Below are 23,305 nucleotides of genomic sequence, written 5' to 3'. Positions count from 1 at the left end.
GAAGTGGATTATTAAGATGGATCTCATCCGTCAGCTCGAGGCCGAACAGGCCGCCAAGATCGAAGCCAAGCGCAAGCTTCCCGAATTCCAGCCCGGCGACACCGTGCGCGTCCAGGTCCGCGTGACCGAAGGCACCCGCACCCGCGTCCAGGCCTATGAAGGCGTCGTCATCGCCCGCGCCGGTTCGGGCTTCCAGGAAAATTTCACTGTCCGCAAGATCTCCTACGGCGAAGGCGTCGAGCGCGTCTTCCCGGTGTTTTCGCCAATGGTCGAAGGCGTCGAGATCGTGCGTCGCGGCAAGGTGCGTCGTGCCAAGCTCTATTACCTGCGCGACCGTCGCGGCAAGTCGGCCCGTATTTCGGAGAACACCGGCGTGCGCGCCCGCAAGCTCAATGATGAGGAGCGCGATGCGCTGAACGCCGAGAAGGCGCGCATCGAGGCCGAGAAGGTTGCCGCCGCGCAGGCGCTGGCCGCCGAGACAGCCGCCAAGGAAGCCGCCGAGAAGAAGGCCGCCGACGAAGCCGCCAAGGCTGCGGAAGCCGCTGCCGCCGAATAAGGCTTTCGACAGAGACTTCTGAAAAAGGCGGCTTCGGCCGCCTTTTTTTCGTTTCGGAGCCCGCCCTTTGCCACATGCGGGCTTCCAAAGCGGGATTGACTCCTATAATACGGTATACTAATTAATCGTGTACGAATTAATTTTGGAGACTTGATATGCCCGCACTCTATTCGACCCAGGCTCGTGCCGTCGGCGGCCGCGCCGGCCACGTCCAGACCAATGACGGCCTGCTCAGCGTCGACCTCGCAATGCCGAAGGAGCTTGGCGGCAAGGGTGGCGCCACCAATCCCGAACAGCTTTTCGCCGCCGGCTATGCCGCTTGCTTCGAAAGCGCCATGCGGTTTCTCGCCGGCAAGCAGAAACTGCCGCTGCGCGATGCCTCGGTGACGGCCACTGTCAGCCTCCATCCCAACGGTCAGGGCGGTTTCCTGCTCGGCGTTTCCCTGGCGGCCGAGACGAAAGGTCTTGATCAGGCGGCCGCCGAAGCGCTTGTATCGGCAGCGCACCAGATCTGCCCCTACTCCAACGCAACCAGGGGCAATATCGAGGTGGCGATTTCGGCAAAGGCGACATGACGGCGAAAACCAAAGACACGGCCAACCAGGTCCCGGCGGGTGACGCCGGGACAAGCGCGGTCCCAAGGCTCAGCGACCAGCTCTGCTTCGCGCTCTATTCGGCGAGCGGATTGATGACGAAGCTCTACCGGCCGTTGCTCGATCCGCTTGGCCTGACCTATCCGCAATATCTGGCCATGCTGGCGCTGTGGGAGCGCGCGCCGAGCACGGTGGGCGAGCTCGGCGAGGCGCTGGGCCTCGATTCGGCGACGCTGACGCCGCTGCTCAAGCGGCTCGAGGCCGGCGGCCTGGTTACGCGCCGGCGCGATCCTGCCGACGAGCGCCGCGTGCTGGTCGAGCCGACAGTCAAGGGCCAAGCCTTGCGCGAGCGCGCCAGGGACATCCCCGCCGCCATGCTCTGCAGCCTGCCGCTCGACCCAGCCGAGTTGAAGTCGCTGCACGGCACGCTGACCCGCTTCGTCGCCGGGCTGCGCGAGGCCGATGCCGGAGCGCCGCAGCGCGGCTGATCGGCCACGGCAAGGATCGTTCCCCAAAATCCCGGCCGAAAGTATCTATTTGCGTTTTTCGCCGGCCGTGGCGCAGCGGAGCGTCTTGCATGGCGCTTGCGGAGAGCTAAAGTCGGCGCCGGATTTCCTTTGCAAGCCCGGCCCGTGTCCGGGCGCTTTCACTTCCGGGGAGTGTGTCATGACAAAATCGAAACTGCTGCTGGCCGGCCTGCTTGCCGTCATGCTTGCGCCCGTTGCCGCCTTCGCCCAGGCGCTGCCCGATCTCGGCGGCAAGAAAGTGGTGGTGGTGACGGAAAACGCCTATCCGCCGCTACAGTTCATCGATGCCAAGACCGGAAAACAGATCGGCTGGGAATATGACGCGATGAACGAGATCGCCAAGCGGCTGAATTTCACCGTCGAGTACCAGAACACGTCCTGGGACGCGATGATCCAGGCGGTTTCCGACAACCAGTACAACATCGGCATGACCGGCATCACCATCAAGGACGACCGCAAGCAGAAGGTGGATTTCTCTGACCCCTATATGCGCTCGGAACAGTTCATGTTGGTGCGCGGCGACGAGAGCCGCTTCACCGACGCCAAGACCTTCGGCGCCTTCAAGGACGGGCTGATCGGCGCGCAGGCCGGCACGACGCCCTTCTACACCGCTGTCTACAGCGTGCTGGACGGCAATGAGCAGAACCCGCGCATAAAGCTGTTCGAGACGTTCGGTGCCACCGTGCAGGCGCTGAAGACTGGCGACGTCGATGTGGTGCTCACGGACGGCACTGCGGGCAAGGGCTATGTCGACGCTTCCGAGGGCAAGCTGAAGCTGATCGGCGGCCCGCTGGGCACCGAGGATTTCGGCTTCATCTTTCCCAAGGGCTCCGACCTGGTGAAGCCTGTCAACGCCGCGATCGCCGCGCTCAAGACCGACGGCACGTTCGATGCGCTGAACAAGAAATGGTTTCTTGATTACAAGATGGGGCAGTAGTTCGTCTTGATGCGGGCGGTGCGCGTGCGGGAACTCGCGCTGAGTTTGCGCTTGAACGCCCCCCTCTGCCCTGCCGGGCATCTCCCCCTCAAGGGGGGAGATTGGCAGCTTGGCCTTCGTCCCACATGCAGCATCGATGAAGATTGGCGAAGGCCGATGAGACATCTGATCTCCCCCCTTGAGGGGGAGATGTCCGGCAGGACAGAGGGGGGCGCCTTGGCGCCTGCCTTGCGCACTATGCACCTCGCCGGCCACGCCTGATGGCCCCCCCACCATCCTCCGTCAAACCTGAATTCCCCTGGTGGCTGGCCGCCGCCCTTGTCCTTGCCTTGGCCGCCGCGCTCGCCATCGCCGCCAGCGATCTTTATGCCCAGGTCTTCGCCACTGTTGCCAAGGGCATCGGCGTCACCGTCTTCGTCACCATTGTCGCCTTCGCGCTGGCCTCGATCATCGGCCTCGGCATCGCGCTGATGGGATTGTCGGGTTCGCAGTGGCTGCGGCAGATCGCGCGTTTCTATGTCGAGATCATCCGTGGCGTACCGATCCTGGTGCTTTTGTTCTGGATCGCGTTTGCCGGCGCACCGGCTTTCGTCGCAGCCTGGAACGCGCTGACCGCGCCGCTGCAGAGCACCGGCTATCTCGGCGAGTTGCAGGTGCGCGACGTCTCGCTCTTGTGGCGCGCCGTCATGGCGCTGACCATCGGCTATTCCGCCTTCATCTCCGAAGTGTTCCGGGCCGGCATCCAGGCGGTCGAGAAGGGCCAGATCGAAGCGGCCAAGGCGCTCGGGCTCACGCGGGCGCAACGTTTCCGGCTCATCGTCTTTCCGCAGGCGATCCGTACCATCCTGCCGCCGCTCGGCAATGACTTCGTCGCCCTGGTCAAGGATTCCTCGCTGGTCTCGGTGCTCGGTGTCGCCGACATCACGCAGATGGGCAAGGTCTATGCCGCCGGTTCCTTCCGCTTCTTCGAGACCTATTCGATAACAGCCTACATCTATCTCATCCTGACCGTCGGCTTGTCTTTGGCGCTCCGGGCGCTGGAACGGCGGTTGCGCCGCCAGCATCAGGAATAGTCTTTCGGCAAGGACGGCGTTACGCTCCAGTTGCGCATTGGAGGAGGAGCATGCCCATGAACGTCGACAAGGCCAATGCTGCGCTGGATTCGGTCTATACGGCCGATACGCCCGAAACCCTGGCGCAGGCCTATGCCGCATGGGCCGCGACTTATGACAGCGAGACCGCCTCGCTCGGCTATCTCCTGCCGTTCCTCATCACCGCCTGGGTGGCGCGCCACGTGCCTGCGGGCGAAGGGCCGCTGCTCGACGCCGGCTGCGGCACCGGCCTGTCCGGGCCGTCGCTGAAGGCGCTGGGCTACGGCGATATCGCCGGGCTCGACCTGTCGGACGACATGCTGAAGATCGCCGGCAGCCGCAACGCCTATGGCGAGCTGAAGCAGGCAATGCTGGGCGGCCCGCTGCCCTGGCCCGACGGCCATTTCCGCGCCTTCTTCTCGACCGGCGTGTTCACCATCAGCCATGCGCCGGCTTCCGGCCTGCACGAACTGGTGCGCATCACGAAGAAAGGCGGCCACGCCATCTTCACCGTGCGCGACCAGGTGTTCGAGAGCGGTGGTTTCCAGGCCGTCTTCGACGAGCTGGAACGGACGGGAAAATGGCGGCTGATGGAGCAAAGCCCGTGGTTCCGCTGCTATGCGATTGCCGAGCCGGATGCGCTGGTGAAGACGTTTGTCTTCGAGGTGCTTTGAACCGCGGGTCCGCCAAGCTTGGTGCGCATCCCCCGGAGGCGTGGACGCGAGGACGAGGAACCCAGGTCCCGCGCAGCCACCGCCAATTGCCGAAAAGCCAAAACATTGCTATCTACCCCGCCATGGAAGAGCTTTTTGGCGATCCGGCCTACAAGGGGTTCGTGCTGCAGGACAGAAAACGCCTGCCGTCGCGCTTCTCCGCGCGTGTCTGCGGCGCGCCGACCAGCCGACTTACGCAAGCCGACTGATCAAGTCGTTCCGCCGGACGTCTCGGCGTCTGCCCTTCCCTTTCTCATATCGACGGATTTACGCACATGAGCGCACCGCGCACCCTCTATGACAAGATTTTCGACGACCACGTCGTCGACCGCCAGGACGACGGCACCTGCCTGCTCTATATCGACCGCCACCTCGTCCATGAGGTGACCAGCCCGCAGGCCTTCGAGGGCCTGCGCATGAGTGGCCGCAAAGTCCGTCATCCCGAAAAGACGCTGGCCGTGGTCGACCACAACGTCTCGACCTCGCCCGAGCGCAAGTTCGGCATCAAGAACGAGGAAAGCCGCATCCAGGTCGAGGCGCTGGCCAGGAACGCCAAGGATTTCGGGGTCGAATATTATTCCGAGAACGACATCCGCCAGGGCATCGTCCATATCATCGGGCCGGAACAGGGTTTCACCTTGCCCGGCATGACCATCGTCTGCGGCGACAGCCACACCTCCACCCACGGCGCCTTCGGCGCGCTGGCGCACGGCATCGGCACGTCGGAGGTCGAGCACGTGCTGGCGACGCAGACGCTGATCCAGCGTAAGGCCAAGAACATGCTGGTGCGCGTCGACGGCCAGTTGCCGGAAGGCGTCACCGCCAAGGACATTATCCTCGCCATCATCGGGGAGATCGGCACCGCCGGCGGCACCGGCTATGTCATCGAATATGCCGGCGAGGCGATCCGCTCGCTGTCGATGGAAGGCCGCATGACGATCTGCAACATGTCGATCGAGGGCGGCGCGCGCGCCGGCCTGATCGCACCCGACGAGACGACCTTCGCCTATGTCAAGGACAAGCCGCGCGCGCCCAAGGGCGCCGCCTGGGACGCCGCGCTCGCCTACTGGAAGACACTGCAATCCGACGAAGGCGCGCATTTCGACAAGGTGATCGTGCTCGATGCGGCCAAACTGCCGCCGATCGTCTCCTGGGGCTCTTCCCCGGAGGATGTTGTCTCGGTGCAAGGGATTGTGCCGAACCCGGAAGACATCACCGACGAAAACAAGCGCACCTCAAAGCAGCGCGCGCTCGACTATATGGGCCTGACGCCGGGAACGAAGATCACCGACATCGCCCTCGACCGTGTCTTCATCGGCTCCTGCACCAACGGCCGCATCGAGGATCTGCGCGCCGCCGCCAAGGTGGTCGAGGGCCGAAAAGTCAATCCGCGCGTCAACGCCATGATCGTGCCGGGCTCCGGCCTGGTCAAGGAACAGGCCGAGGCCGAAGGGCTGGACAAGATCTTCCTCGCCGCCGGCTTCGACTGGCGCGAGCCGGGCTGCTCGATGTGCCTTGCCATGAACGACGACCGGCTGAAGCCGCATGAGCGCTGCGCCTCGACCTCGAACCGCAATTTCGAGGGCCGGCAGGGCTTCAAGGGGCGCACCCATCTGGTGTCGCCGGCCATGGCTGCGGCGGCGGCGATCGCCGGCCACTTCGTCGATATTCGCGACTGGAAGTAAATCGCGGCTGGTTCGATCGAAACGCAAGGGCCCGGATCGCGATGCGATTCGGGCCTTCTGCTTGAGCGTTCAGAGCATGTTTGGAGCTTCACCGGTCGTCGCGGCGGATGATCTCGTGGAACTGCTCGCGGCGCCCGGGTTCTTCGGCGGCGACCACCAGGGCCAGCCCGCGTTCATCGAAGAGTTTGAACCATTCGTCCCACTCGACCAGCTCATAACCTCCGGCATTGATCGGGCGCTCCGGCTGGTCTTCGTCCTCATAGGCGTGCTGGCCGAATACCAGCCGCAGCATCGCCTGCGTGCCGGCTTCGGGCGACACGTCGACAATGGCCGGAAAGCCGGCGCGCGACGCGGCCCACGAACGGATTGCCTCGTGATCGGTCAGGGTGATTGTATCGGCCATTATCGGTTCCTCTTCTGCGCTGGACAAACGCAGGTCCGGCGCGCCGGTTCCACGTCACGCTCCGCACCAGCGTGACGCATATTCGCTTTCGCTTAACCGCTTGTTTGGGCTTGCGCCCTAAGGTCTTCCCTGACGTCAAGCGAGGGGAAGTCACGGTCTTTTGGACACCGGCCTGCTGATAGCGTTGTTAAACCCGACGATCGCGCTGGCCCTTGGCGCGGCGTTCCTCGTGCTTTGGTTCTATCAGCGCCACCGTCCCTATCTGGCCGTGCTGGCGGTAAGCTATTCGCTTGCGGCGGCCGGGTTCCTGTTCCAGCATTTCACGCTGCCCGTTGGCCTGGCACCGTCGAAGCTGCTCTCCAACCTATGCTTCTGCGTTGCCGGATCCTGCCTGGCCGGCGCGATCGTGGCGCGGCATGGCCAGCGAGTGCCCTATGCCGGGCTTTGCGTCTTGGCGAGCGGCGGCATGGCCGCCTTTTGCTGGTTCCTGTTCGTCCAGCCGGACCTGACATGGCGGGTCCTCGTCATCAATTTCGCGCTCGGCGGCATCAGCCTGGTGGCGGCCGCCGAATTGCGCAAGGTGCGTGGCAATGGCCCGACGGAAAATATCCTGTTCGTCCTGGCGTTGCTCGCGGGGCTGAATTTCTTCGTGCGCACCCTTGCCGTCATCGTCGCGCACGGGCCTTTCGCGACTTATGACGAGCTCTATACATCATCCTATTGGACGACGGCGTTGCTGTCGCATGCGCTGCTGTCGCTGCTGATCGCGCTTTGCCTGTTCTCCGCCGCCGCCCTCGACGTGATGAAGGCGTTGAAGGTCGAAACCTACACCGATCCGCTGTCTCGCCTCCTCAACCGGCGCGGCTTCGAGCAACGGGCGGCCCTGCTCTTGCAACGCTGCGCGGCGGCGAAATTGCCGGTGGCTCTTGTGTTGGCCGATCTCGACCACTTCAAGACGCTCAACGACCTGCATGGGCATGCCGCGGGCGACCGGGTGATCGCCGACTTCGCCGCCAAGCTTCGCGCCGCCGCCGGTACGCGCGGTGAGGCCGGACGTATCGGCGGCGAGGAATTCGCGGTGCTCCTGCCCTTGACCGATCTTGCCGCCGCGCGGCTGCTCGCAGAGGCCGTGCGCGTGGCCTACTCGGCCGGCGGCGTCGACGGACTTCCGCCCGGCACCAAGGTCACCGCCAGTTTCGGCGTGGCGGCGCGCAGCGGCGACGAAGCTCTGGAGCCGTTGATGCGCCGCGCCGACGAGGCCCTCTACAAGGCCAAGAAGAACGGCCGCGACAGCGTGCGCCTGTCCTATGAGCGGCCGGAAACGCTGTTCGTGCCGGAGCCGCTCAAAGCCGGCTGAAGGCGATCGGCCGACGCCTTCATCATCCAGGACCCGCGCCGCACCGCTTCTTTCCTTGCTTCGCCCTGAAGGGCGATGGCAACCATCCTTCGGCCAATCTCCGAGGCGTGCGCGAGCCTCCGATATGACCTGACGTTAACTTCTTTTTCGCCCGTCGATGGTTTGCTGCCGTCAGGGGCTTGGGAAATCATGGGCGGCGCGGACTTCATCCTTGTCATCAATCTGTTCGTTGCCGGGCTGCTGGCGGCGGCCTTCATGGCGATTGCCGTCTATGACATCGGACGCGTCTCGGCACGCTGGCTGGCGTTCGGTTATGTGCTGGGCATGGCCTATTTCGTCGTGGAATTCAGCATCCCCGCCTTCGACAATGCGCGGCTGGTGGTCGTCGCAGCCTTTGCCGTTTTCCTTGGCGCCACCATCGCCTTCAACGGCGGGCTTGCGCATAGATACGGCGTGACGCCGCCCTGGTCGGCGATGCTCCTGGTCCTGGCCGTTGCGTCTGTCGCGGTCTATTTCGCCCAGGATCTGCCGCGCCAGTCCCTTGTCAGCAAGATGGCCTACCAACTGCCCTACGCCGTCATGCAGCTTACCGGGTTCGGCATTGTCTGGTCGTCCAGGCAAAGGCGTGACCGGCTCGATCGGATGCTGATGGCGGTGCTGGCGGCCAGCGCCATGCAGTTCGCCAGCAAGCCATTTATCGCCGATGCGCTTGGCGGCCGCGGCGCCGCCCCGCAATCCTATCTGCAGACCAGCTATGCCCTGGTATCGCAATCGCTCGGCACCGTGTTCGGCGTGGCGCTGGCCTTGCTGGCGCTGGCCATACTGGTGCGCGACGTGCTCGCCGAGGCGACGTCGAAGTCGGAAACGGACACGCTGTCGCGGCTCCTCAACCGCGGCGGCTTCGAGCGTCACGCCGAGACGGCGCTGGGGGACGCGGCGCGCCGGGGCGTTCCAGTCGCGCTGGTCATCGCCGATCTCGATCACTTCAAGTCCATCAACGACAATTACGGCCATGCCTCGGGCGACCGGGTCATCGAGGCCTTTGCCCGCTTCCTGCGTGAGGCCGCGACCGACCACCATGTCGCCGGTCGTATAGGCGGCGAGGAGTTCGCCATCATCCTGCCCGGCACCCACCTTGCCGCCGCGCGGCTGTTCGCCGAAGGCGCGCGCAGCGCCTTCGGGACGCTGCCCATCGACGGGCTCCCCGCCGACAATCGCTGCACGGCGAGCTTCGGCGTCGCCGAACTTCATGCCGGCGAGCATTTTTCCGACCTGATGCGACGTGCCGATGAAGCGCTCTATCAGGCCAAGGATGCCGGGCGCGACTGCGTGCGCGTTTCCGCCGGGCCAGCCAGGCCAGAGGCCGTGGCGCTGTTCAGCGGCAGGGGCTGAGCTCGGGCATTTCGCCGTCGGAGAGGCCATACATATAACTGCGCCCCTTCACGAACACCGGCGGCCGATAGCAGTCGCCATAGCCCGACATCTCGTCAGCCCCGTTCTCGTAGATCACCTTGGGCTGGCCGGCGCTGGTATAGTCGGACAGCTGCTTGGCGAGCTTGCCTTCGCCGACGAGGATGCGCTTGTAGCCGGCGGCACTGTCGATGACGAGATTGCCGAAGGAATCGGCGTAGACCCGATCCTGGTGGCGTCCGTCCGCCAGCGCCGGCGCGGCGAAGCCGACGGCCAATACCGCCACTGTGAGCACTGCAAGGCGCGATCTGCCCGAATTCGAACGCATGGCGTCCTCCATGTTGGAGACAAAGCCTCCTCGAATCGGAAATTAACCTTTTCTTAACCTTTGTTAAGAGGCTGGCGCGGTTCTCACCCATGTCTTGATAAACATGGTTAACGAGGCACATGACGCGATCGTGATCGACGGTCGCGAGGCGCTGGTGATGAAAGCGGGCTCGGCGCCGCTGACCCGCACCCGCTGAGCCGAAGCCCGCGCCCGCCACATATATGCTGCACCGCAGCGAGAACGGGCCGGCTTGGCATCGTCGACGCCTAATCGATTGAAGCCCGGACCTGCCTTTTAATCAGACTAAATTACGTTTTCGAAACGGTTTTCCGGCTTTGACGCGGTGCAAAAAGAGCATTAGAAACCGGCTGTCCGAAGTCGCAACCGGAAGCGGCAATGCCGCATTTCCACCTGAGGCTCCAGGAACGCCGAACTGGGGGAGCCATGAGCAAATCACCAGCCACCCGCGAATTCGCCAGACGTGAACGGCCGCTTTCGCCGCACCTCAGCGTGTACCGGCCGCCGATCACCATGACGATGTCGATCATCCATCGCATCACCGGCGGCGCGCTCTATTTCGGCACGCTCCTGGTCGCGATATGGCTGATGGCGGCGGCGAGCTCGCAAGCCACTTTCGATTGGGTGAGCTGGGCCTTCGGAACCTGGCTCGGACGGCTGATCCTGTTCGGCTACACCTGGGCGCTCATGCACCACATGCTGGGCGGCGTGCGCCACCTGATCTGGGATACCGGCGCCGGTCTCGAAAAGCATACCGCCTCCAAGATCGCCTGGGCGACCCTGGCCGGCTCGGTCCTGCTCACGCTGCTGATCTGGATCGCCGGCTATATGGCGCGAGGAGCCTGACCATGAGCACTGGAAAGACCGACATGCGCACGCCGCTGGCGAAAGTCCGCGGCCTGGGGTCCGCCCGCGAAGGCACCGGGCATTTCTGGCGCCAGCGCCTCACGGCAATCGCCAACATCCCGCTGATCCTGTTCTTCACCGGGTTCCTGGTCGCGCTCAACGGCGCCGGTTATGCGGAGGTGCGGGCAGCGCTCGCCAACCCGCTCGTGGCGCTGATGATGGCCCTTGTGCTCATCTCGCCGCTTTATCACATGCGGATCGGCATGCAGGTGATCATCGAGGATTACGTGCATGGCGAAGGCATGAAGCTGGCGCTGATCGCCCTCAACACTTTCTTCACCGTAGCGGTCGGCGTGGCTTCGCTCTTCGCCCTGCTCAAACTGGCATTCGGAGGCTGACGTTTTGGCCAAGGACGCGAAAGAAGCCAATACGGCAGGCTATACCTATGTCGACCACAAATTCGACGTCGTGGTCGTCGGTGCCGGGGGCGCGGGACTGCGCGCTACGCTGGGCATGGCCGAACAGGGCCTGCGCACCGCCTGCATCACCAAGGTTTTCCCGACCCGCTCGCACACGGTGGCGGCGCAGGGCGGCATTGCCGCTTCGCTTTCCAACATGGGCCCGGACTCCTGGCAGTGGCACATGTACGACACCGTCAAGGGTTCGGACTGGCTGGGCGATGTCGACGCCATGGAATATCTGGTGCGTGAAGCGCCGGCCGCCGTCTACGAACTCGAGCATTACGGCGTGCCGTTCTCGCGCACGGAAGAGGGCAAGATCTACCAGCGGCCGTTCGGCGGCCACATGATGAATTACGGCGATGGCCCGCCGGTGCAGCGCACCTGCGCGGCCGCCGACCGCACCGGCCACGCCATCCTGCACACGCTCTACGGCCAGTCGCTGAAGAACAACGCGCAGTTCTTCATCGAGTATTTCGCGCTCGACCTGATCACGGAGCCGGACGGCACATGCACCGGCGTCGTCGCCTGGAACCTCGACGACGGCACCATCCACCGCTTCTCGGCCAAGATGGTTGTGCTGGCGACAGGCGGCTATGGCCGCGCTTATTTCTCGGCGACGTCGGCCCACACCTGCACCGGCGACGGCGGCGGCATGGCCGCGCGGGCGGGGTTCCCTTTACAGGACATGGAGTTCGTGCAGTTCCACCCGACCGGCATCTACGGGGCCGGCTGCCTGATCACCGAAGGCGCGCGCGGCGAGGGCGGCTATCTCGTCAATTCCGAGGGCGAGCGGTTCATGGAGCGCTACGCGCCGTCGGCCAAGGACCTTGCCTCGCGCGATGTCGTCTCGCGCTGCATGACGCTGGAAATCCGGGAGGGCCGCGGCGTCGGCAAGAACAAGGACCATATCTTCCTGCACCTCGATCATCTCGATCCGGCGGTGCTGCACGAGCGGCTGCCCGGCATCTCGGAATCGGCAAAGATCTTCGCCGGCGTCGACCTCACCAAGGAGCCGATTCCGGTGCTGCCGACGGTGCACTACAATATGGGCGGCGTGCCGACCAATTACTGGGGCGAGGTGCTCAACCCGACGATCCTTAATCCCGATCGGGTCTCGCCCGGCTTGATGGCGGTAGGCGAGGCCGGGTGCGCCTCGGTGCACGGCGCCAACCGGCTGGGATCGAACTCGCTGATCGACCTGGTCGTGTTCGGCCGCGCGGCGGCGATCCGTGCCGGCCAGGTCATCGACCGCAAATCGGCAATCCCGTCGCCCAACCAGGCCTCGGTCGACAAGATCATGGACCGCTTCGACCGGCTGCGCCACGCCAACGGCTCGACGCCGACGGCGGTTCTGCGCGAAAAGATGCAGCGCGCCATGCAGGAAGACGCGGCGGTGTTCCGCACGCAGGAATCGCTGGAGAACGGTTGCAAGCGCATTTCGCAGATCTGGGGCGAGCTCAAGGACATAAAGGTTTTCGACCGCTCGATGATCTGGAACTCCGACCTGGTGGAGACGCTGGAGCTGGAAAACCTGATGGCCAACGCCATCACCACGGTCTACGGCGCCGAGGCGCGCAAGGAGAGCCGTGGCGCGCACGCGCGGGAGGATTTCTCGGCCCGCGACGACGCCAACTGGCGCAAGCACACGCTCGCCCATCTGAGCGAGACCGGTGAGGTGACGCTCTCCTACCGCCCGGTGCACACCGAACCGCTGCTGGCCGAAAAGGACGGCGGCATCAGTCTCGCCAAGATCGCGCCCAAGGCCAGGGTGTATTGAAATGACGTCCAGCCGCGTCATCCGAAAGGACCTGAGGTAATGGTCGAACTCACGCTCCCCAAGAACTCGAAGATCCAGCAGGGCAAGACCTGGCCGAAGCCGGAAGGCGCGACCAATCTCAGGGAATACCGCATCTACCGCTGGTCGCCGGATGATGACGAGAACCCGCGCATGGACACCTATTTCGTCGACATGGACGATTGCGGGCCGATGGTGCTGGATGCGCTGCTCTGGATCAAGAACAAGATCGACCCGACGCTGACCTTGCGCCGCTCCTGCCGGGAAGGCATCTGCGGCTCCTGCGCCATGAATATCGACGGCTCCAACACGCTCGCCTGCACCAAGGGCTGCGACGACATATCGGGTGCCGTCAAGATCTACCCGCTGCCGCATATGCCCGTCATCAAGGACCTGGTGCCCGACCTCACCAATTTCTACGCCCAGCACGCCTCGATCGAACCGTGGCTGAAGACGGTCTCGCCGCAGCCGGCCAAGGAATGGCTGCAGAGCCATGAGGAGCGCGAGAAGCTCGACGGGCTCTACGAATGCATATTATGCGCCTGTTGCTCGACCTCTTGCCCGAGCTATTGGTGGAACGGCGACCGTTATCTCGGCCCGGCAACCTTGCTGCAGGCGTATCGCTGGCTGATCGACAGCCGCGACGAGGCCACGGGCGAGCGGCTCGACAATCTCGAGGACCCCTTCCGGCTCTATCGCTGCCACACCATCATGAACTGCGCGCAGACCTGCCCCAAGGGCTTGAATCCGGCCAAGGCGATCGCTGAAATCAAGAAGATGATGGTGGAGAGAAGGGTTTAGGCGCTCGCTCGCGGCAATCTTGAACGCAGCGATCCTTCGCGCCCCTTTCTCCGGCAGGACAAAAGGGGCGCTGTCTTGCCAGCTTCAAAAAGGATTGCAATCCAATGACGGACCTCCCCATCCTGTCTCCTCCCGAAGCGCGTGTGCTCGGCTGCCTCATCGAGAAGAAGGAGCTGACGCCGGACGTCTATCCGTTGACCCTCAACGCAGCGCTTGCCGCCGCCAACCAGAAGACGGCGCGCGAGCCCGGCATGGCGCTGGAGCAGACAGAGGTGCACCGGGCGCTAAAGCTGCTCGAGCAGAAGGGGCTGGTGCGGCAGGTGTTCGGCTCCCGCGTCGAGCGCTACGAGCACCAGATGGCGCAGCGCTTCTCGCTGACCACGCCTCAGACCGCCTTGGTCGGTCTGCTTTTGCTGCGCGGGCCGCAGACGGCGCATGAATTGTTGGCACGCAGCGAGCGCATGGCAAGGTTTTCATCGATCGAGGATTTGCGCGGTGAACTCGATATGCTGATCGGCCGTCGACCGCCGCTCGTTCAGGAAATCCCGCGCGGTTCAGGCCAACGCGAGGACCGCTATGTGCATCTCCTCGCCGGGCCGGTTGACGTTGCCGCCCTGTCGGCGCAGCGCACTGCATCGGCCGTGCCCGCTTCCGACCTCGAAGCGAGAGTGGAGGCGCTGGAGCAGGAAGTCGCAGCCCTTCGCGCCCGGCTCGACGCGCTGGGCGCCTGAGCGCTCGAGGGTGCCCGGCGCGACCATGCGCGCCGGGATGCCGGGGTCTCAGCCGAGCCTGGCGTCGAGCGATACGTTGATGGCGCCCAGCGCTTTGGAAACAGGGCATTCGGCCTTGGCCTTCTCGGCCAATTCCTTGAACTTCGCCGCGTCGATGCCGGGCACCTTGCCGACAAGGGTGATCGCGCTGCCCGTGATGCCGGTGCCGGGAACCAGCGTCACCACGGCCTTGGCGTCGAGTTCGGCCGCCGGGGTGCCGTTCTCGGCCAGGAAATGCGACAGCTGCATGGCGTAGCAGCCGGCGTGCGCGGCCGCGATCAGCTCTTCCGGATTGGTGCCGGATTTGCCGCTCTCGTCCTCGAAGCGTGCCTTGAACGAATAGGGCGTGCCGTTCAGGGTCCCGCTCTGGCTGTCGAGCGTGCCTTTGCCGTCCTTCAGATTGCCCTTCCAGACGGCGGTTGCGGTGCGGTCCATGAATTCCTCCTTGGTTGTCGTGAACTTGTCCAGGTGAGCCCAGCGTCCGGCCAACTATAGCGCGGGCATGCGCGAAGACCACTGCGCTGTTTGGACCACGGCGTGATGACGGTTCATTCCTTTAGAAAAAAATCCGCGTGCAAAAATGTCGGCTTCCATTCGGCCCGACCGTCCTGCGGGCGACCACGGGATTGTGGCCGGATGGAGGTTCACATGGACAATCTGTTTTTCGCAATATGGAAGACCCCGGGCCGCAAGGCTCAACGACGGCAGGACTTCTGGCTGGAGCCGCCGCCGTCCGGTGTCCGCAGGCTGCTGGCGGCTGTCGCCATCGTCGCGGTCGCGGCATGCCTTCTCGACCATGCAGCAGCGGTCGAAGGCAAGGCTGACACGCTCGTCGCCGCATCCTATGATTCATCGCAGCAAGGGAGCGCGAAATGAAATATGTCTGCCTGGTCTATGGTGAGGAGAAAGACCTCTACGCGCTCACTCCGGAAGGATCGGCCAAGCTCGACGCCGATTCGCTGGCCTATGACCGGTCCTTGGACCAACAAGGCAAGCTCATCGTCGCGCAGGCGCTGCAATCGGTGAAGACCTCGAAGACCGTGCGCCGTCGCAAGGGCAAGCGACTGGTCACCGACGGCCCGTTCGCCGAAACCAAGGAGCAGTTGCTCGGCTTCGTCATGATCGAGGCGAAGGACCTCCAGGAGGCGCTGGACATCGCTGGCGGCATTCCGCTGGCCGAACTCGGCACGATCGAGGTCCGGGCGATCTATGACGTGCCCGGGTCATAGATGGCGCGGCGGGTCAGATCGCCTCGCCCTTCAAAAGGCGCGGCGTGCCGGCCGAAAGCCCCGACGCCTGGCGGATGAAGAATTCCTTCAGCCGCGGCATGCGTTCGACCAGGCCGAGGCCGATGTCGCGCACCGCGCGCAGCGGACCGATGTCGTTGGAAAACAGCCGGTTCAGCACATCTGTCGTGACGCCCATCTGCACCGTGTCGAAACGACGCCATTGCTGGTAGCGCTCGAGCACGTCGAGCGCGCCGATATCCTGGCCCAGCCGGTCGGCCTCGACGATCACCTCGGCCAGGGCGGCGACATCCTTGAAGCCGAGATTGAGGCCCTGGCCGGCGATCGGATGGATGCCGTGGGCGGCATCGCCGGCAAGCGCCACGCGCGGCGCGACGAAGGCGCGCGCGATGGTAAGACCCAGCGGCCAGGCGCGCGGCTTGTCGGCGACGCGGATCTCGCCAAGCTTGAGGCCGAAACGCTGTTCCAGTTCGTGCTCGAAGAGGAGGTCGTCGCCGGCGACCAGCGTCTGAGCATCTTCCGACCGCTCGACCCAGACGATCGACGAGCGGTTGGAGCCGTCCTCGCCCGGCTTCAGCGGCAACGTGGCGAAGGGGCCGGCGGGCAGGAAATGCTCTTCGGCACGGCCGTTGTGGGGCCGTTCATGTGCCACGGTGCAGACGATGCCGGACTGGCCGTATTCCCACTTCACCGTCTTGATGCCGGCCATGTCGCGCAGCTTCGAATTGACGCCGTCGGCGGCGACCAGCAGCCGCGCCTTCAGCGTCGCGCCGTCGGCCAAATGCACGGTGATGCCTGCACCATTGGTTTCGAACCCTTGCACGGCAACGCCTTCGATGATGTCGACGCCGAGCTTTTCGGCGCTGCGGCGCAAGGCGCCGTTCAGCACCCGGTTGGCCACCATATGTGCGAAGGGCTCGCCCGGCGCCACCTCGCCGTCGAAAGTGAGGAAGACCGGGCGCACAGGATCGGCGGCACGCGAATCGGTGATGATCATCTCGGTGATTGCCTGCGCTTCCGGCGCGATCTCGGCCCAGACGCCGAGCCGCTCGAGCATGCGGCAGGCGGCCGCCGCAATGGCCGAGGCGCGCCCGTCCCTTTGCCAGGAGCCGGGGGGTGCGGCATCGACCAGGGCCACGGCAAGCTCCGGTTGCGCCTGTTTCAGCGACACGGCGGCAGCCAGGCCGACATAGCCGGCGCCGGCGACCAGAACATCGAGCCCGGACCTGGTTTTCGCCTCTGCCTTGCCTTCCATGGTCTTCGCTCCTTGCAAGCCAGCCTGCCATCCGCCCTTGACGGCCCGTCCTTCCTGTCGGAAACCCGCCGAGGAAATCTTGAGGCGAGGTCACGACACATGACGGCGGCCATGGACGAGCTTCTGCGCATTCTCGACCTCGAGAGGCTGGAACACAATCTGTATCGTGGTCGCAGCCCCCAGGTGGAGTGGCAGCGCGTGTTCGGCGGCCAGACCATCGCCCAGGCGCTGGTGGCGGCGCAGCGGACCGTCGAGCCCGACCGCTACGTGCATTCGCTGCACGGCTATTTTATGCGGCCGGGCGACATCAAGGTGCCGATCATCTACGAGGTCGACCGCATCCGCGACGGCGGCTCCTTCACCACCCGCCGGGTGCTGGCGATCCAGCACGGGAACGCGATCTTCTCGCTGGAAGCCTCGTTCCAGGTCGATGAGAAGGGGCTGGAGCACCAGTTCGCTTTGCCCGACGACGTGCCGCCGCCGGAAGGGCTGAAGACGCAGCGCCAACTGCTCGAAAAGGCCGACCGGGTGCCGGAAGCGGTGCGACGCTTCTGGGCGCGCGAGCGACCGCTGGAGCTCAGGCCGGTCAATCTCCAGCACTATGAAAGCCGTGACAAGCTGCCGCCCCGGCAGAATGTCTGGATCCGCCTCGCCGGTCCCGTCCCAGACGACCGCGCGCTGCAATCGGTGTTGCTCGCCTATCTCTCCGACATGACGCTGCTCGACACCTCGACCTTCGCGCATGGGCGCGGGCTGTTCGATCCCGACATCCAGGCGGCCAGCCTCGACCATTCGATGTGGTTCCACCGCCCGCATTCGCTCGACGGCTGGCTGCTCTACGCGCAGGACAGCCCCTCGAGCTCGGGATCGCGCGGATTCAGCCGCGGCACGCTTTATGCCCGCGACGGCACGCTGATCGCCTCGATGGCCCAGGAAGGCTTGATCCGGCTCAAGCGTTGAGCAGTCCTTTCGACCAAAGCCCGCCAAATAGGCGTTTTCTGAAAACTGCTTAATTATTGAGCAGAAGCTGTGCCGCGCTCATCGGTACGGTGCGATCGCCGGTGCGTCAATTCCTTTGTTTACAACCAGTTAACACGCTGCTTCGGCAATTGGCACGGAGCTTGAATCCTCGTCGGCACTCTCCGGCTCCTCGGGATCGGTGAAGGTGTGCAAACGCGGGGGACCGCAACAGCAAAAGGGTGAAACCTTATGAAAATCGTGATGGCAATCATCAAGCCGTTCAAGCTCGACGAGGTACGCGAAGCGCTTACCGCCGTCGGCATCCAGGGCCTGACCGTCACCGAAGTCAAAGGCTACGGGCGTCAGAAGGGGCACACGGAAATCTATCGCGGGGCGGAATACGCGGTCAGTTTCCTGCCGAAGATCAAGATCGAGGTCGCGGTCAGCGCCGACATGGTCGACAAGGCCGTGGAGGCCATCACCGCAGCCGCCAAGACCGGTCAGATCGGCGACGGCAAGATCTTCGTTTTCGGCATCGACCAGGCGGTGCGCATCCGCACCGGCGAAACAGACACCGACGCGCTCTGAAGCGGCGAACACGTATTCCAATGGAGAGTTCAATGAATATTCCTTCCACCTTGAAGAAGACGGGACGCGCCGCCCTTTTTGGCTCGCTCGCTCTCGCAGCGTTGGGCAGCGTCGCCGCCCTCGCGCAGGAAGCGGCTCCGGCCGCGGCTGCCGCCGCCCCGGCCGCTCCCACCCCGGTGCTCGACACCGGCAACACCGCCTGGATGCTGACTTCGACGGCGCTGGTGCTGATGATGACCATCCCCGGCCTGGCACTGTTCTACGGCGGCATGGTGCGCAAGAAGAACGTGCTTGCCACCGTCATGCAGAGCTTCGCCATCACCTGCCTGGTGACGGTGCTGTGGTTCATGTTCGGCTATTCGCTGGCCTTTTCCGACGGCGGCGGCATGAATGCCTATCTCGGGGGCTTCTCGAAGTTCTTCCATCACGGCATCACCACCTCGACGCTGTGGGCGCCGGGCGTGGCTAACATTCCTGAATTCGTCTTTTCGATGTTCCAGATGACCTTCGCCATCATCACCCCGGCCCTGATCGCCGGCGCCTTTGCCGAGCGCATGAAGTTCTCGGCCCTGCTGATCTTCATGGCGCTGTGGCTGCTGGTCGTCTATGCGCCGATCGCGCATTGGGTCTGGGGCGGCGGCTTCCTCGGCGCTGCCGGCGTGCTCGACTTCGCCGGCGGCACGGTCGTCCATATCAATGCCGGTGTCGCGGGTCTCGTCTGCGCCCTGGTCCTGGGCAAGCGCGAAGGCTACGGCACCACCAACATGGCGCCGCATAACCTGGTCTATTCCGTGATCGGCGCTTCGCTGTTGTGGGTCGGCTGGTTCGGCTTCAACGCCGGTTCGGAACTCGCCGCCGACGGCCTCGCCGGTGCCGCGATGCTCAACACCCAGGTTGCCACCGCGGCAGCGGCGCTGGCCTGGATGTTCGCCGAATGGATCGTCGCCAAGAAGCCCTCGGTGCTCGGCATCATCTCCGGCGCCGTCGCCGGCCTTGTCGCGGTGACGCCGGCTTCCGGCTTCGTCAACCCGACGGGCGCCTTCATCGTCGGCATCGTCGCCGGCGTCGTCTGCTACATCTCGGCGGTCAAGGTAAAGCACATGTTCGGCTATGACGACTCGCTCGATGCCTTCGGTGTCCATGGCGTCGGTGGCGTGGTCGGCGCATTGCTGACCGGCGTGCTCGCCGACCCGGCAATCAACAGCCTCTCCTCGGGCGCGTCGATCGGCAAGCAGCTCTACGGCATCGTCTTCACCATCCTGTGGACGGCAATCGCCACCTTCGTCATCCTCTACATCGTCAAGGCGCTCGTCGGCCTGCGTCCGTCGACCCAGGAGGAGGTCGAGGGTCTCGACATCAGCCAGCACGGCGAAGTGGTGCCGTAAGGCCTCTTTGCCATGGGACCGGCGGACCTCCTCCCGCCGGTCCCATCTCTTTCGGTAATCACGTACGGAAAACCGCTGCACGTCTTCCGGAACTGTTTTGAAATCCCGTCGTGACGCTCCGCAAGGTGCTCACGCCTTGAGGCCCGGATCGCTCCGGGCCTCTTTTTTTGGAGCCCGTTTGGTTGGACGAGCGCAATCACGTTCGCGTGATTGAGATTTTCGAGGAAACATCGGCCGTCTTGGCATCGAACTCCCGGGCACGACCACTGTTCGGCGGTCGTTGCAAACAATAGGGAAGGAAACTATCCAATGAACGTCAAGAATATCTGTCTCGGCGCGCTCGCTCTTTCCATGGTCAGCGGCATGGCATTTGCCGGGGCTCTCGACGAACCCGACAATATGGCCCCGTTCTTCACCGATTCCAGCATGAAAACCATGAAGCCGATGGCGGAATTCAAGACCGCTTTCATGGCCATGCCAATGGAAAAGCAGGATGCGATGAAGAAGGAATGCCAGGACGCGGCGATGAGCAAGCCGCACGCCGAGTTCTGCGCCAACGTCCAGGCGCTCGGCGGAGCCAACTGAGACCGCGGCGGATCAGGCCCACCGAGCCTGGTCACCCTGCCGTTGCCGATGCAGAAATGGCGGGCCGTGAGGCTTGCCATTGTTATTTGCGGCAGGCGGCTGGGGCCCTTGCCATGGTTAATGCGGCCTTAACCTTCCCACGCATAGTCTGGCAGCCAAATCTGCCGAAGTGCGTCACGCGCTCGGGCCAGGCAATCACTGACGGGGAAGAGCATGCGTTCAGGGGCTTCAGCACCGCTCGCGCTGACCGATACGGGGCACGGCATCCAGGCATTCGCGCGACGCCAGGTCGGCCGGCTTGTCGGCGCCGGCATGTTCGCGTTCACCGCCTTCGGCGTCGCCAGCCTTGCCACCTGGAATGTCGCCGACCCGAGCTTCTCGCACGCCACAGCCAACACCGTCACCAATGCCATGGGATATGCGGGTGCGGTCTTCTCCGACATCGCCATGCAGTTCTTCGGCCTTGCCGCCGTGGCGGCGCTGGTTCCGGCCGTGATCTGGGGATATCTGCTGTTTTCGGCGCGCGGCGTCGACAGGCTGCCCAGGCGCGGTCTGTTCTGGTTCGGCTTTGCCCTGCTGGCCGCTGCGATCGCCGGCTGCGTGGTGCCGCCCAAGACCTGGCCGCTGCCGACCGGGCTCGGCGGCGTGTTCGGCGACATGGTACTGAAGATTCCGGGCGTCGTCATCGGTGGCTATCCGACCGGGCTGGTGGCCAGCGTGCTCGCCATTCTGATGGCCGGTCCGGCGCTATGGCTATTCGCCTACGGTTCGGCGCTGATCGCACGCAAGAACGGTTTCGCCGTCATGGAGGAACCGGCCGCCGCCGATCCGCGTGAGGATGAGCTGCTGTTCGACAATGACGAGGATGAAGGCGACGAAGGCATACTGGCGCTCGGCGCAATGACCCATTGGTGGCTTTCGTTCCGCGCGTGGATGCACCGCCGCGCCGTGCGCCGCAGGCAGCGGCGGGACGAATTCGAGCCGGGAATGGAACCGCGCGCCAGCGCCTGGCGGCGTGCCGCCGAACGGGTCGAATCGGCCGAGTTCGCCGAGCAGCGGATGAGCCCGGATGGCCGTGCCCGCGTCGAACCGGAATTCTTCGCCGCCATGGTCAACGACCGCAGCGTTTCCGTCGATCCGGACGATGACGTCTTCGACGGTCGCTTCGACACCGGCGATGACGATGTCGATTTCGACGATGAACCCCTCGTCCAGCGTCGCGCGGCTTCCACCGCCAAGGTCCAGCCGTTCCGCTCGGATGCCGCCACGCGCGTTGAAGCGCCGGCGCCGCGCCCGGCTCCGGGTGCGCGCGTCCAGCGCGAGGCGCAGACCTCGTTGATCGGCTCGGAAAAATTCGAGATGCCGTCGCTGCATTTCCTGTCCGAACCGAAGAACGTCGCGCGCGACCCGAGCCTCTCGAAAGACGCGCTGGAACAGAACGCCCGCCTGCTCGAAGGCGTGCTGGAGGATTTCGGCGTCAAGGGCGAGATCATCCATGTCCGCCCCGGCCCCGTCGTCACGCTCTATGAGCTGGAGCCTGCGCCAGGCATCAAATCATCGCGCGTCATCGGCCTCTCCGACGACATCGCCCGCTCGATGAGCGCCATCGCCTGCCGCGTCGCCGTGGTGCCGGGCCGCAACGCCATCGGCATCGAATTGCCGAACGCCAAGCGCGAGACGGTGTATCTCAGGGAAATCATGGCCAGCCGCGATTTCGAGACCACCAAGGCCAAGCTGGCGCTGGCGCTGGGCAAGACCATCAACGGCGAGGCGGTCATCGTCGATATCGCCAAGATGCCGCACGTCTTGGTCGCCGGCACCACCGGCTCGGGCAAGTCGGTCGCCATCAACACCATGATCCTGTCGCTGCTCTACCGGCTGACGCCGCAGGAATGCCGGCTGATCATGATCGATCCCAAGATGCTGGAGCTCTCGGTCTATGACGGCATCCCGCACCTTTTGACGCCTGTCGTCACCGACCCGAAGAAGGCGGTGGTTGCGCTGAAATGGACCGTGCGGGAGATGGAAGACCGCTACCGCAAGATGTCGAAGGTCGGCGTGCGCAATATCGACGGTTTCAACGCACGCGTCCAACAGGCGGAGAAGAAGGGCGAAAAGATCTCGCGCACGGTGCAGACCGGCTTCGACCGCCAGACCGGCGAGGCGATCTACGAGACCGAGAATCTCGACCTTGAGCCGATGCCTTACATCGTCGTCATCATCGACGAAATGGCCGATCTGATGATGGTTGCCGGCAAGGACATCGAGGGTGCCGTCCAGCGCCTGGCGCAGATGGCGCGCGCCGCCGGCATCCATGTCATCATGGCGACGCAACGTCCGTCTGTCGACGTGATCACCGGTACCATCAAGGCCAACTTCCCCACCCGCATCTCCTTCCAGGTAACGTCGAAGATCGACAGCCGCACCATCTTGGGCGAGCAAGGCGCCGAGCAGCTGCTCGGCATGGGCGACATGCTCTACATGGCCGGCGGCGGCCGCATCCAGCGCGTGCACGGCCCGTTCGTCTCCGACGACGAGGTCGAGAAGATCGTCGCGCATCTGAAGCTGCAGGGCGTGCCGGAATATCTCGACGCCATCACCGAGGACGATGATGAGGACGAGGACGAGCCCTCCGGCAAGGGCGGCTCGGGCGGCGGCGGCGGCAATTTCGAGGATTCCGACGATCCTTACGACCAGGCGGTGTCCGTGGTGTTGCGCGACGGCAAGGCCTCGACCAGCTACATCCAGCGGCGTCTGGGCATCGGCTACAACCGCGCCGCTTCGATCATCGAGAAGATGGAAAAAGAAGGCATTGTCGGCCCCGCCAACCATGCCGGAAAACGCGAGATCCTGGTGCCGACCGAAGAGGACAAATTCTGATCGCGACAAATACCGGCGGCAACTTTGAACCTTCTGGCGCGTTCAAGCGGTCAAGCAGTGTTCGCGCCGTCAAACTTCAGCCCAACTGGGGGTTCAGGACAACAACAAATCAGG

25 protein-coding genes are annotated in these 23,305 nt (G+C 64.4%); 21 read left to right on the top strand and 4 right to left on the bottom strand.

Features of this window, described 5'->3' with window-relative positions; genetic code table 11:
- Positions 1–16: 16 nt before the first annotated feature.
- The 7 genes from rplS to leuC all read left to right on the top strand — a co-directional run bounded on the left by rplS (position 17) and on the right by leuC (position 6,102).
- Positions 17–556, top strand: coding sequence for a 50S ribosomal protein L19 (gene rplS / locus FJ972_RS04935; RefSeq protein ID WP_140492749.1), 540 nt, complete (start codon positions 17–19; stop codon positions 554–556).
- Between the two features lie 155 nt (positions 557–711).
- A complete protein-coding gene (locus FJ972_RS04930; protein ID WP_140518091.1) occupies positions 712–1,131 on the top strand; it encodes an organic hydroperoxide resistance protein in 420 nt (139 codons plus the stop codon).
- Entirely contained in the window at positions 1,128–1,637 is a 510-nt protein-coding gene (locus FJ972_RS04925; protein ID WP_140524676.1) for a MarR family winged helix-turn-helix transcriptional regulator, read from the top strand. The genes FJ972_RS04930 and FJ972_RS04925 overlap by 4 nt, the downstream gene beginning before the upstream one ends.
- A 178-nt stretch (positions 1,638–1,815) precedes the next feature.
- Complete coding sequence (locus FJ972_RS04920) at positions 1,816–2,613, top strand: transporter substrate-binding domain-containing protein (protein WP_140524675.1); 798 nt, start codon at positions 1,816–1,818, stop codon at positions 2,611–2,613.
- 260 nt (positions 2,614–2,873) lie between these two features.
- Positions 2,874–3,686, top strand: a complete 813-nt coding sequence (locus tag FJ972_RS04915) for an amino acid ABC transporter permease (RefSeq protein ID WP_140492737.1) — start codon at positions 2,874–2,876, stop codon at positions 3,684–3,686.
- A 56-nt stretch (positions 3,687–3,742) separates the two neighbouring features.
- Complete coding sequence (locus FJ972_RS04910) at positions 3,743–4,378, top strand: class I SAM-dependent DNA methyltransferase (RefSeq protein ID WP_140524674.1); 636 nt, start codon at positions 3,743–3,745, stop codon at positions 4,376–4,378.
- Between the two features lie 314 nt (positions 4,379–4,692).
- Positions 4,693–6,102: a 3-isopropylmalate dehydratase large subunit gene (gene leuC, locus FJ972_RS04905; protein WP_140524672.1), complete on the top strand. Its 1,410-nt coding sequence runs from the start codon at positions 4,693–4,695 to the stop codon at positions 6,100–6,102.
- An 88-nt stretch (positions 6,103–6,190) separates the two neighbouring features.
- Here leuC and FJ972_RS04900 read toward each other — a convergent pair whose 3' ends face one another.
- Entirely contained in the window at positions 6,191–6,505 is a 315-nt protein-coding gene (locus tag FJ972_RS04900) for a hypothetical protein (RefSeq protein ID WP_140492726.1), read from the bottom strand.
- 160 nt (positions 6,506–6,665) lie between these two features.
- Here FJ972_RS04900 and FJ972_RS04895 point away from each other — a divergent pair, with 160 nt between their 5' ends.
- Together FJ972_RS04895 and FJ972_RS04890 are read left to right on the top strand one after the other, a co-directional pair.
- Complete coding sequence (locus FJ972_RS04895) at positions 6,666–7,862, top strand: GGDEF domain-containing protein (protein ID WP_140524671.1); 1,197 nt, start codon at positions 6,666–6,668, stop codon at positions 7,860–7,862.
- 189 nt (positions 7,863–8,051) lie between these two features.
- Entirely contained in the window at positions 8,052–9,254 is a 1,203-nt protein-coding gene (locus FJ972_RS04890) for a sensor domain-containing diguanylate cyclase (protein ID WP_140524670.1), read from the top strand.
- Here the strand turns inward: FJ972_RS04890 and FJ972_RS04885 are convergent.
- Positions 9,238–9,600, bottom strand: a complete 363-nt coding sequence (locus FJ972_RS04885; RefSeq protein ID WP_140524669.1) for a hypothetical protein — start codon at positions 9,598–9,600, stop codon at positions 9,238–9,240. The genes FJ972_RS04890 and FJ972_RS04885 overlap by 17 nt on opposite strands.
- A 444-nt stretch (positions 9,601–10,044) precedes the next feature.
- On the opposite strand from FJ972_RS04885, the gene sdhC reads away from it, so the two are divergent.
- From sdhC to FJ972_RS04860, 5 genes are all read left to right on the top strand, one after another.
- Positions 10,045–10,464, top strand: coding sequence for a succinate dehydrogenase, cytochrome b556 subunit (gene sdhC, locus FJ972_RS04880; protein ID WP_140518100.1), 420 nt, complete (start codon positions 10,045–10,047; stop codon positions 10,462–10,464).
- 2 nt (positions 10,465–10,466) lie between these two features.
- Positions 10,467–10,862, top strand: a complete 396-nt coding sequence (gene sdhD, locus FJ972_RS04875; RefSeq protein ID WP_140518101.1) for a succinate dehydrogenase, hydrophobic membrane anchor protein — start codon at positions 10,467–10,469, stop codon at positions 10,860–10,862.
- A 4-nt stretch (positions 10,863–10,866) separates the two neighbouring features.
- Entirely contained in the window at positions 10,867–12,702 is a 1,836-nt protein-coding gene (gene sdhA, locus FJ972_RS04870; protein ID WP_140524668.1) for a succinate dehydrogenase flavoprotein subunit, read from the top strand.
- A 39-nt stretch (positions 12,703–12,741) separates the two neighbouring features.
- Positions 12,742–13,521 carry a succinate dehydrogenase iron-sulfur subunit gene (locus tag FJ972_RS04865; RefSeq protein WP_140518103.1) on the top strand — a complete coding sequence of 260 codons (780 nt, stop codon included), beginning with the start codon at positions 12,742–12,744 and terminating at the stop codon, positions 13,519–13,521.
- 104 nt (positions 13,522–13,625) lie between these two features.
- Positions 13,626–14,252, top strand: a complete 627-nt coding sequence (locus FJ972_RS04860) for a YceH family protein (protein ID WP_140524667.1) — start codon at positions 13,626–13,628, stop codon at positions 14,250–14,252.
- A gap of 48 nt (positions 14,253–14,300) precedes the next feature.
- Here the strand turns inward: FJ972_RS04860 and FJ972_RS04855 are convergent, their stop codons facing one another.
- Complete coding sequence (locus FJ972_RS04855; RefSeq protein WP_140492697.1) at positions 14,301–14,726, bottom strand: OsmC family protein; 426 nt, start codon at positions 14,724–14,726, stop codon at positions 14,301–14,303.
- Positions 14,727–14,939: 213 nt separating this feature from the next.
- On the opposite strand from FJ972_RS04855, the gene FJ972_RS04850 reads away from it, so the two are divergent.
- A complete protein-coding gene (locus FJ972_RS04850) occupies positions 14,940–15,167 on the top strand; it encodes a hypothetical protein (RefSeq protein ID WP_140492694.1) in 228 nt (75 codons plus the stop codon).
- Positions 15,164–15,520: a YciI family protein gene (locus FJ972_RS04845; RefSeq protein ID WP_140492691.1), complete on the top strand. Its 357-nt coding sequence runs from the start codon at positions 15,164–15,166 to the stop codon at positions 15,518–15,520. The genes FJ972_RS04850 and FJ972_RS04845 overlap by 4 nt, the downstream gene beginning before the upstream one ends.
- 13 nt (positions 15,521–15,533) lie before the next feature.
- Here FJ972_RS04845 and FJ972_RS04840 read toward each other — a convergent pair whose 3' ends face one another.
- A complete protein-coding gene (locus tag FJ972_RS04840; RefSeq protein ID WP_140524666.1) occupies positions 15,534–16,793 on the bottom strand; it encodes a ubiquinone biosynthesis hydroxylase in 1,260 nt (419 codons plus the stop codon).
- 99 nt (positions 16,794–16,892) lie between these two features.
- Here FJ972_RS04840 and tesB point away from each other — a divergent pair, with 99 nt between their 5' ends.
- From tesB to FJ972_RS04815, 5 genes are all read left to right on the top strand, one after another.
- Entirely contained in the window at positions 16,893–17,753 is an 861-nt protein-coding gene (gene tesB / locus FJ972_RS04835; RefSeq protein ID WP_140524665.1) for an acyl-CoA thioesterase II, read from the top strand.
- A 249-nt stretch (positions 17,754–18,002) separates the two neighbouring features.
- The gene (locus tag FJ972_RS04830) at positions 18,003–18,341 is read left to right on the top strand and encodes a P-II family nitrogen regulator (protein WP_013528889.1); all 339 of its coding nucleotides are present in this window, start codon (positions 18,003–18,005) and stop codon (positions 18,339–18,341) included.
- Between the two features lie 32 nt (positions 18,342–18,373).
- A complete protein-coding gene (locus FJ972_RS04825) occupies positions 18,374–19,726 on the top strand; it encodes an ammonium transporter (protein ID WP_140492683.1) in 1,353 nt (450 codons plus the stop codon).
- A 309-nt stretch (positions 19,727–20,035) separates the two neighbouring features.
- Positions 20,036–20,311, top strand: coding sequence for a hypothetical protein (locus FJ972_RS04820; RefSeq protein ID WP_140513949.1), 276 nt, complete (start codon positions 20,036–20,038; stop codon positions 20,309–20,311).
- Between the two features lie 213 nt (positions 20,312–20,524).
- Positions 20,525–23,191 carry a DNA translocase FtsK gene (locus FJ972_RS04815; protein WP_140524664.1) on the top strand — a complete coding sequence of 889 codons (2,667 nt, stop codon included), beginning with the start codon at positions 20,525–20,527 and terminating at the stop codon, positions 23,189–23,191.
- Positions 23,192–23,305: the final 114 nt, after the last annotated feature.

Origin of the sequence: Mesorhizobium sp. B2-1-1 (genome assembly GCF_006442975.2) — a bacterium.
Lineage (GTDB): Bacteria > Pseudomonadota > Alphaproteobacteria > Rhizobiales > Rhizobiaceae > Mesorhizobium.
The sequence above is the reverse complement of the archived record's forward strand: the minus strand, read 5'-3'. Positions and strand labels throughout refer to the sequence as shown.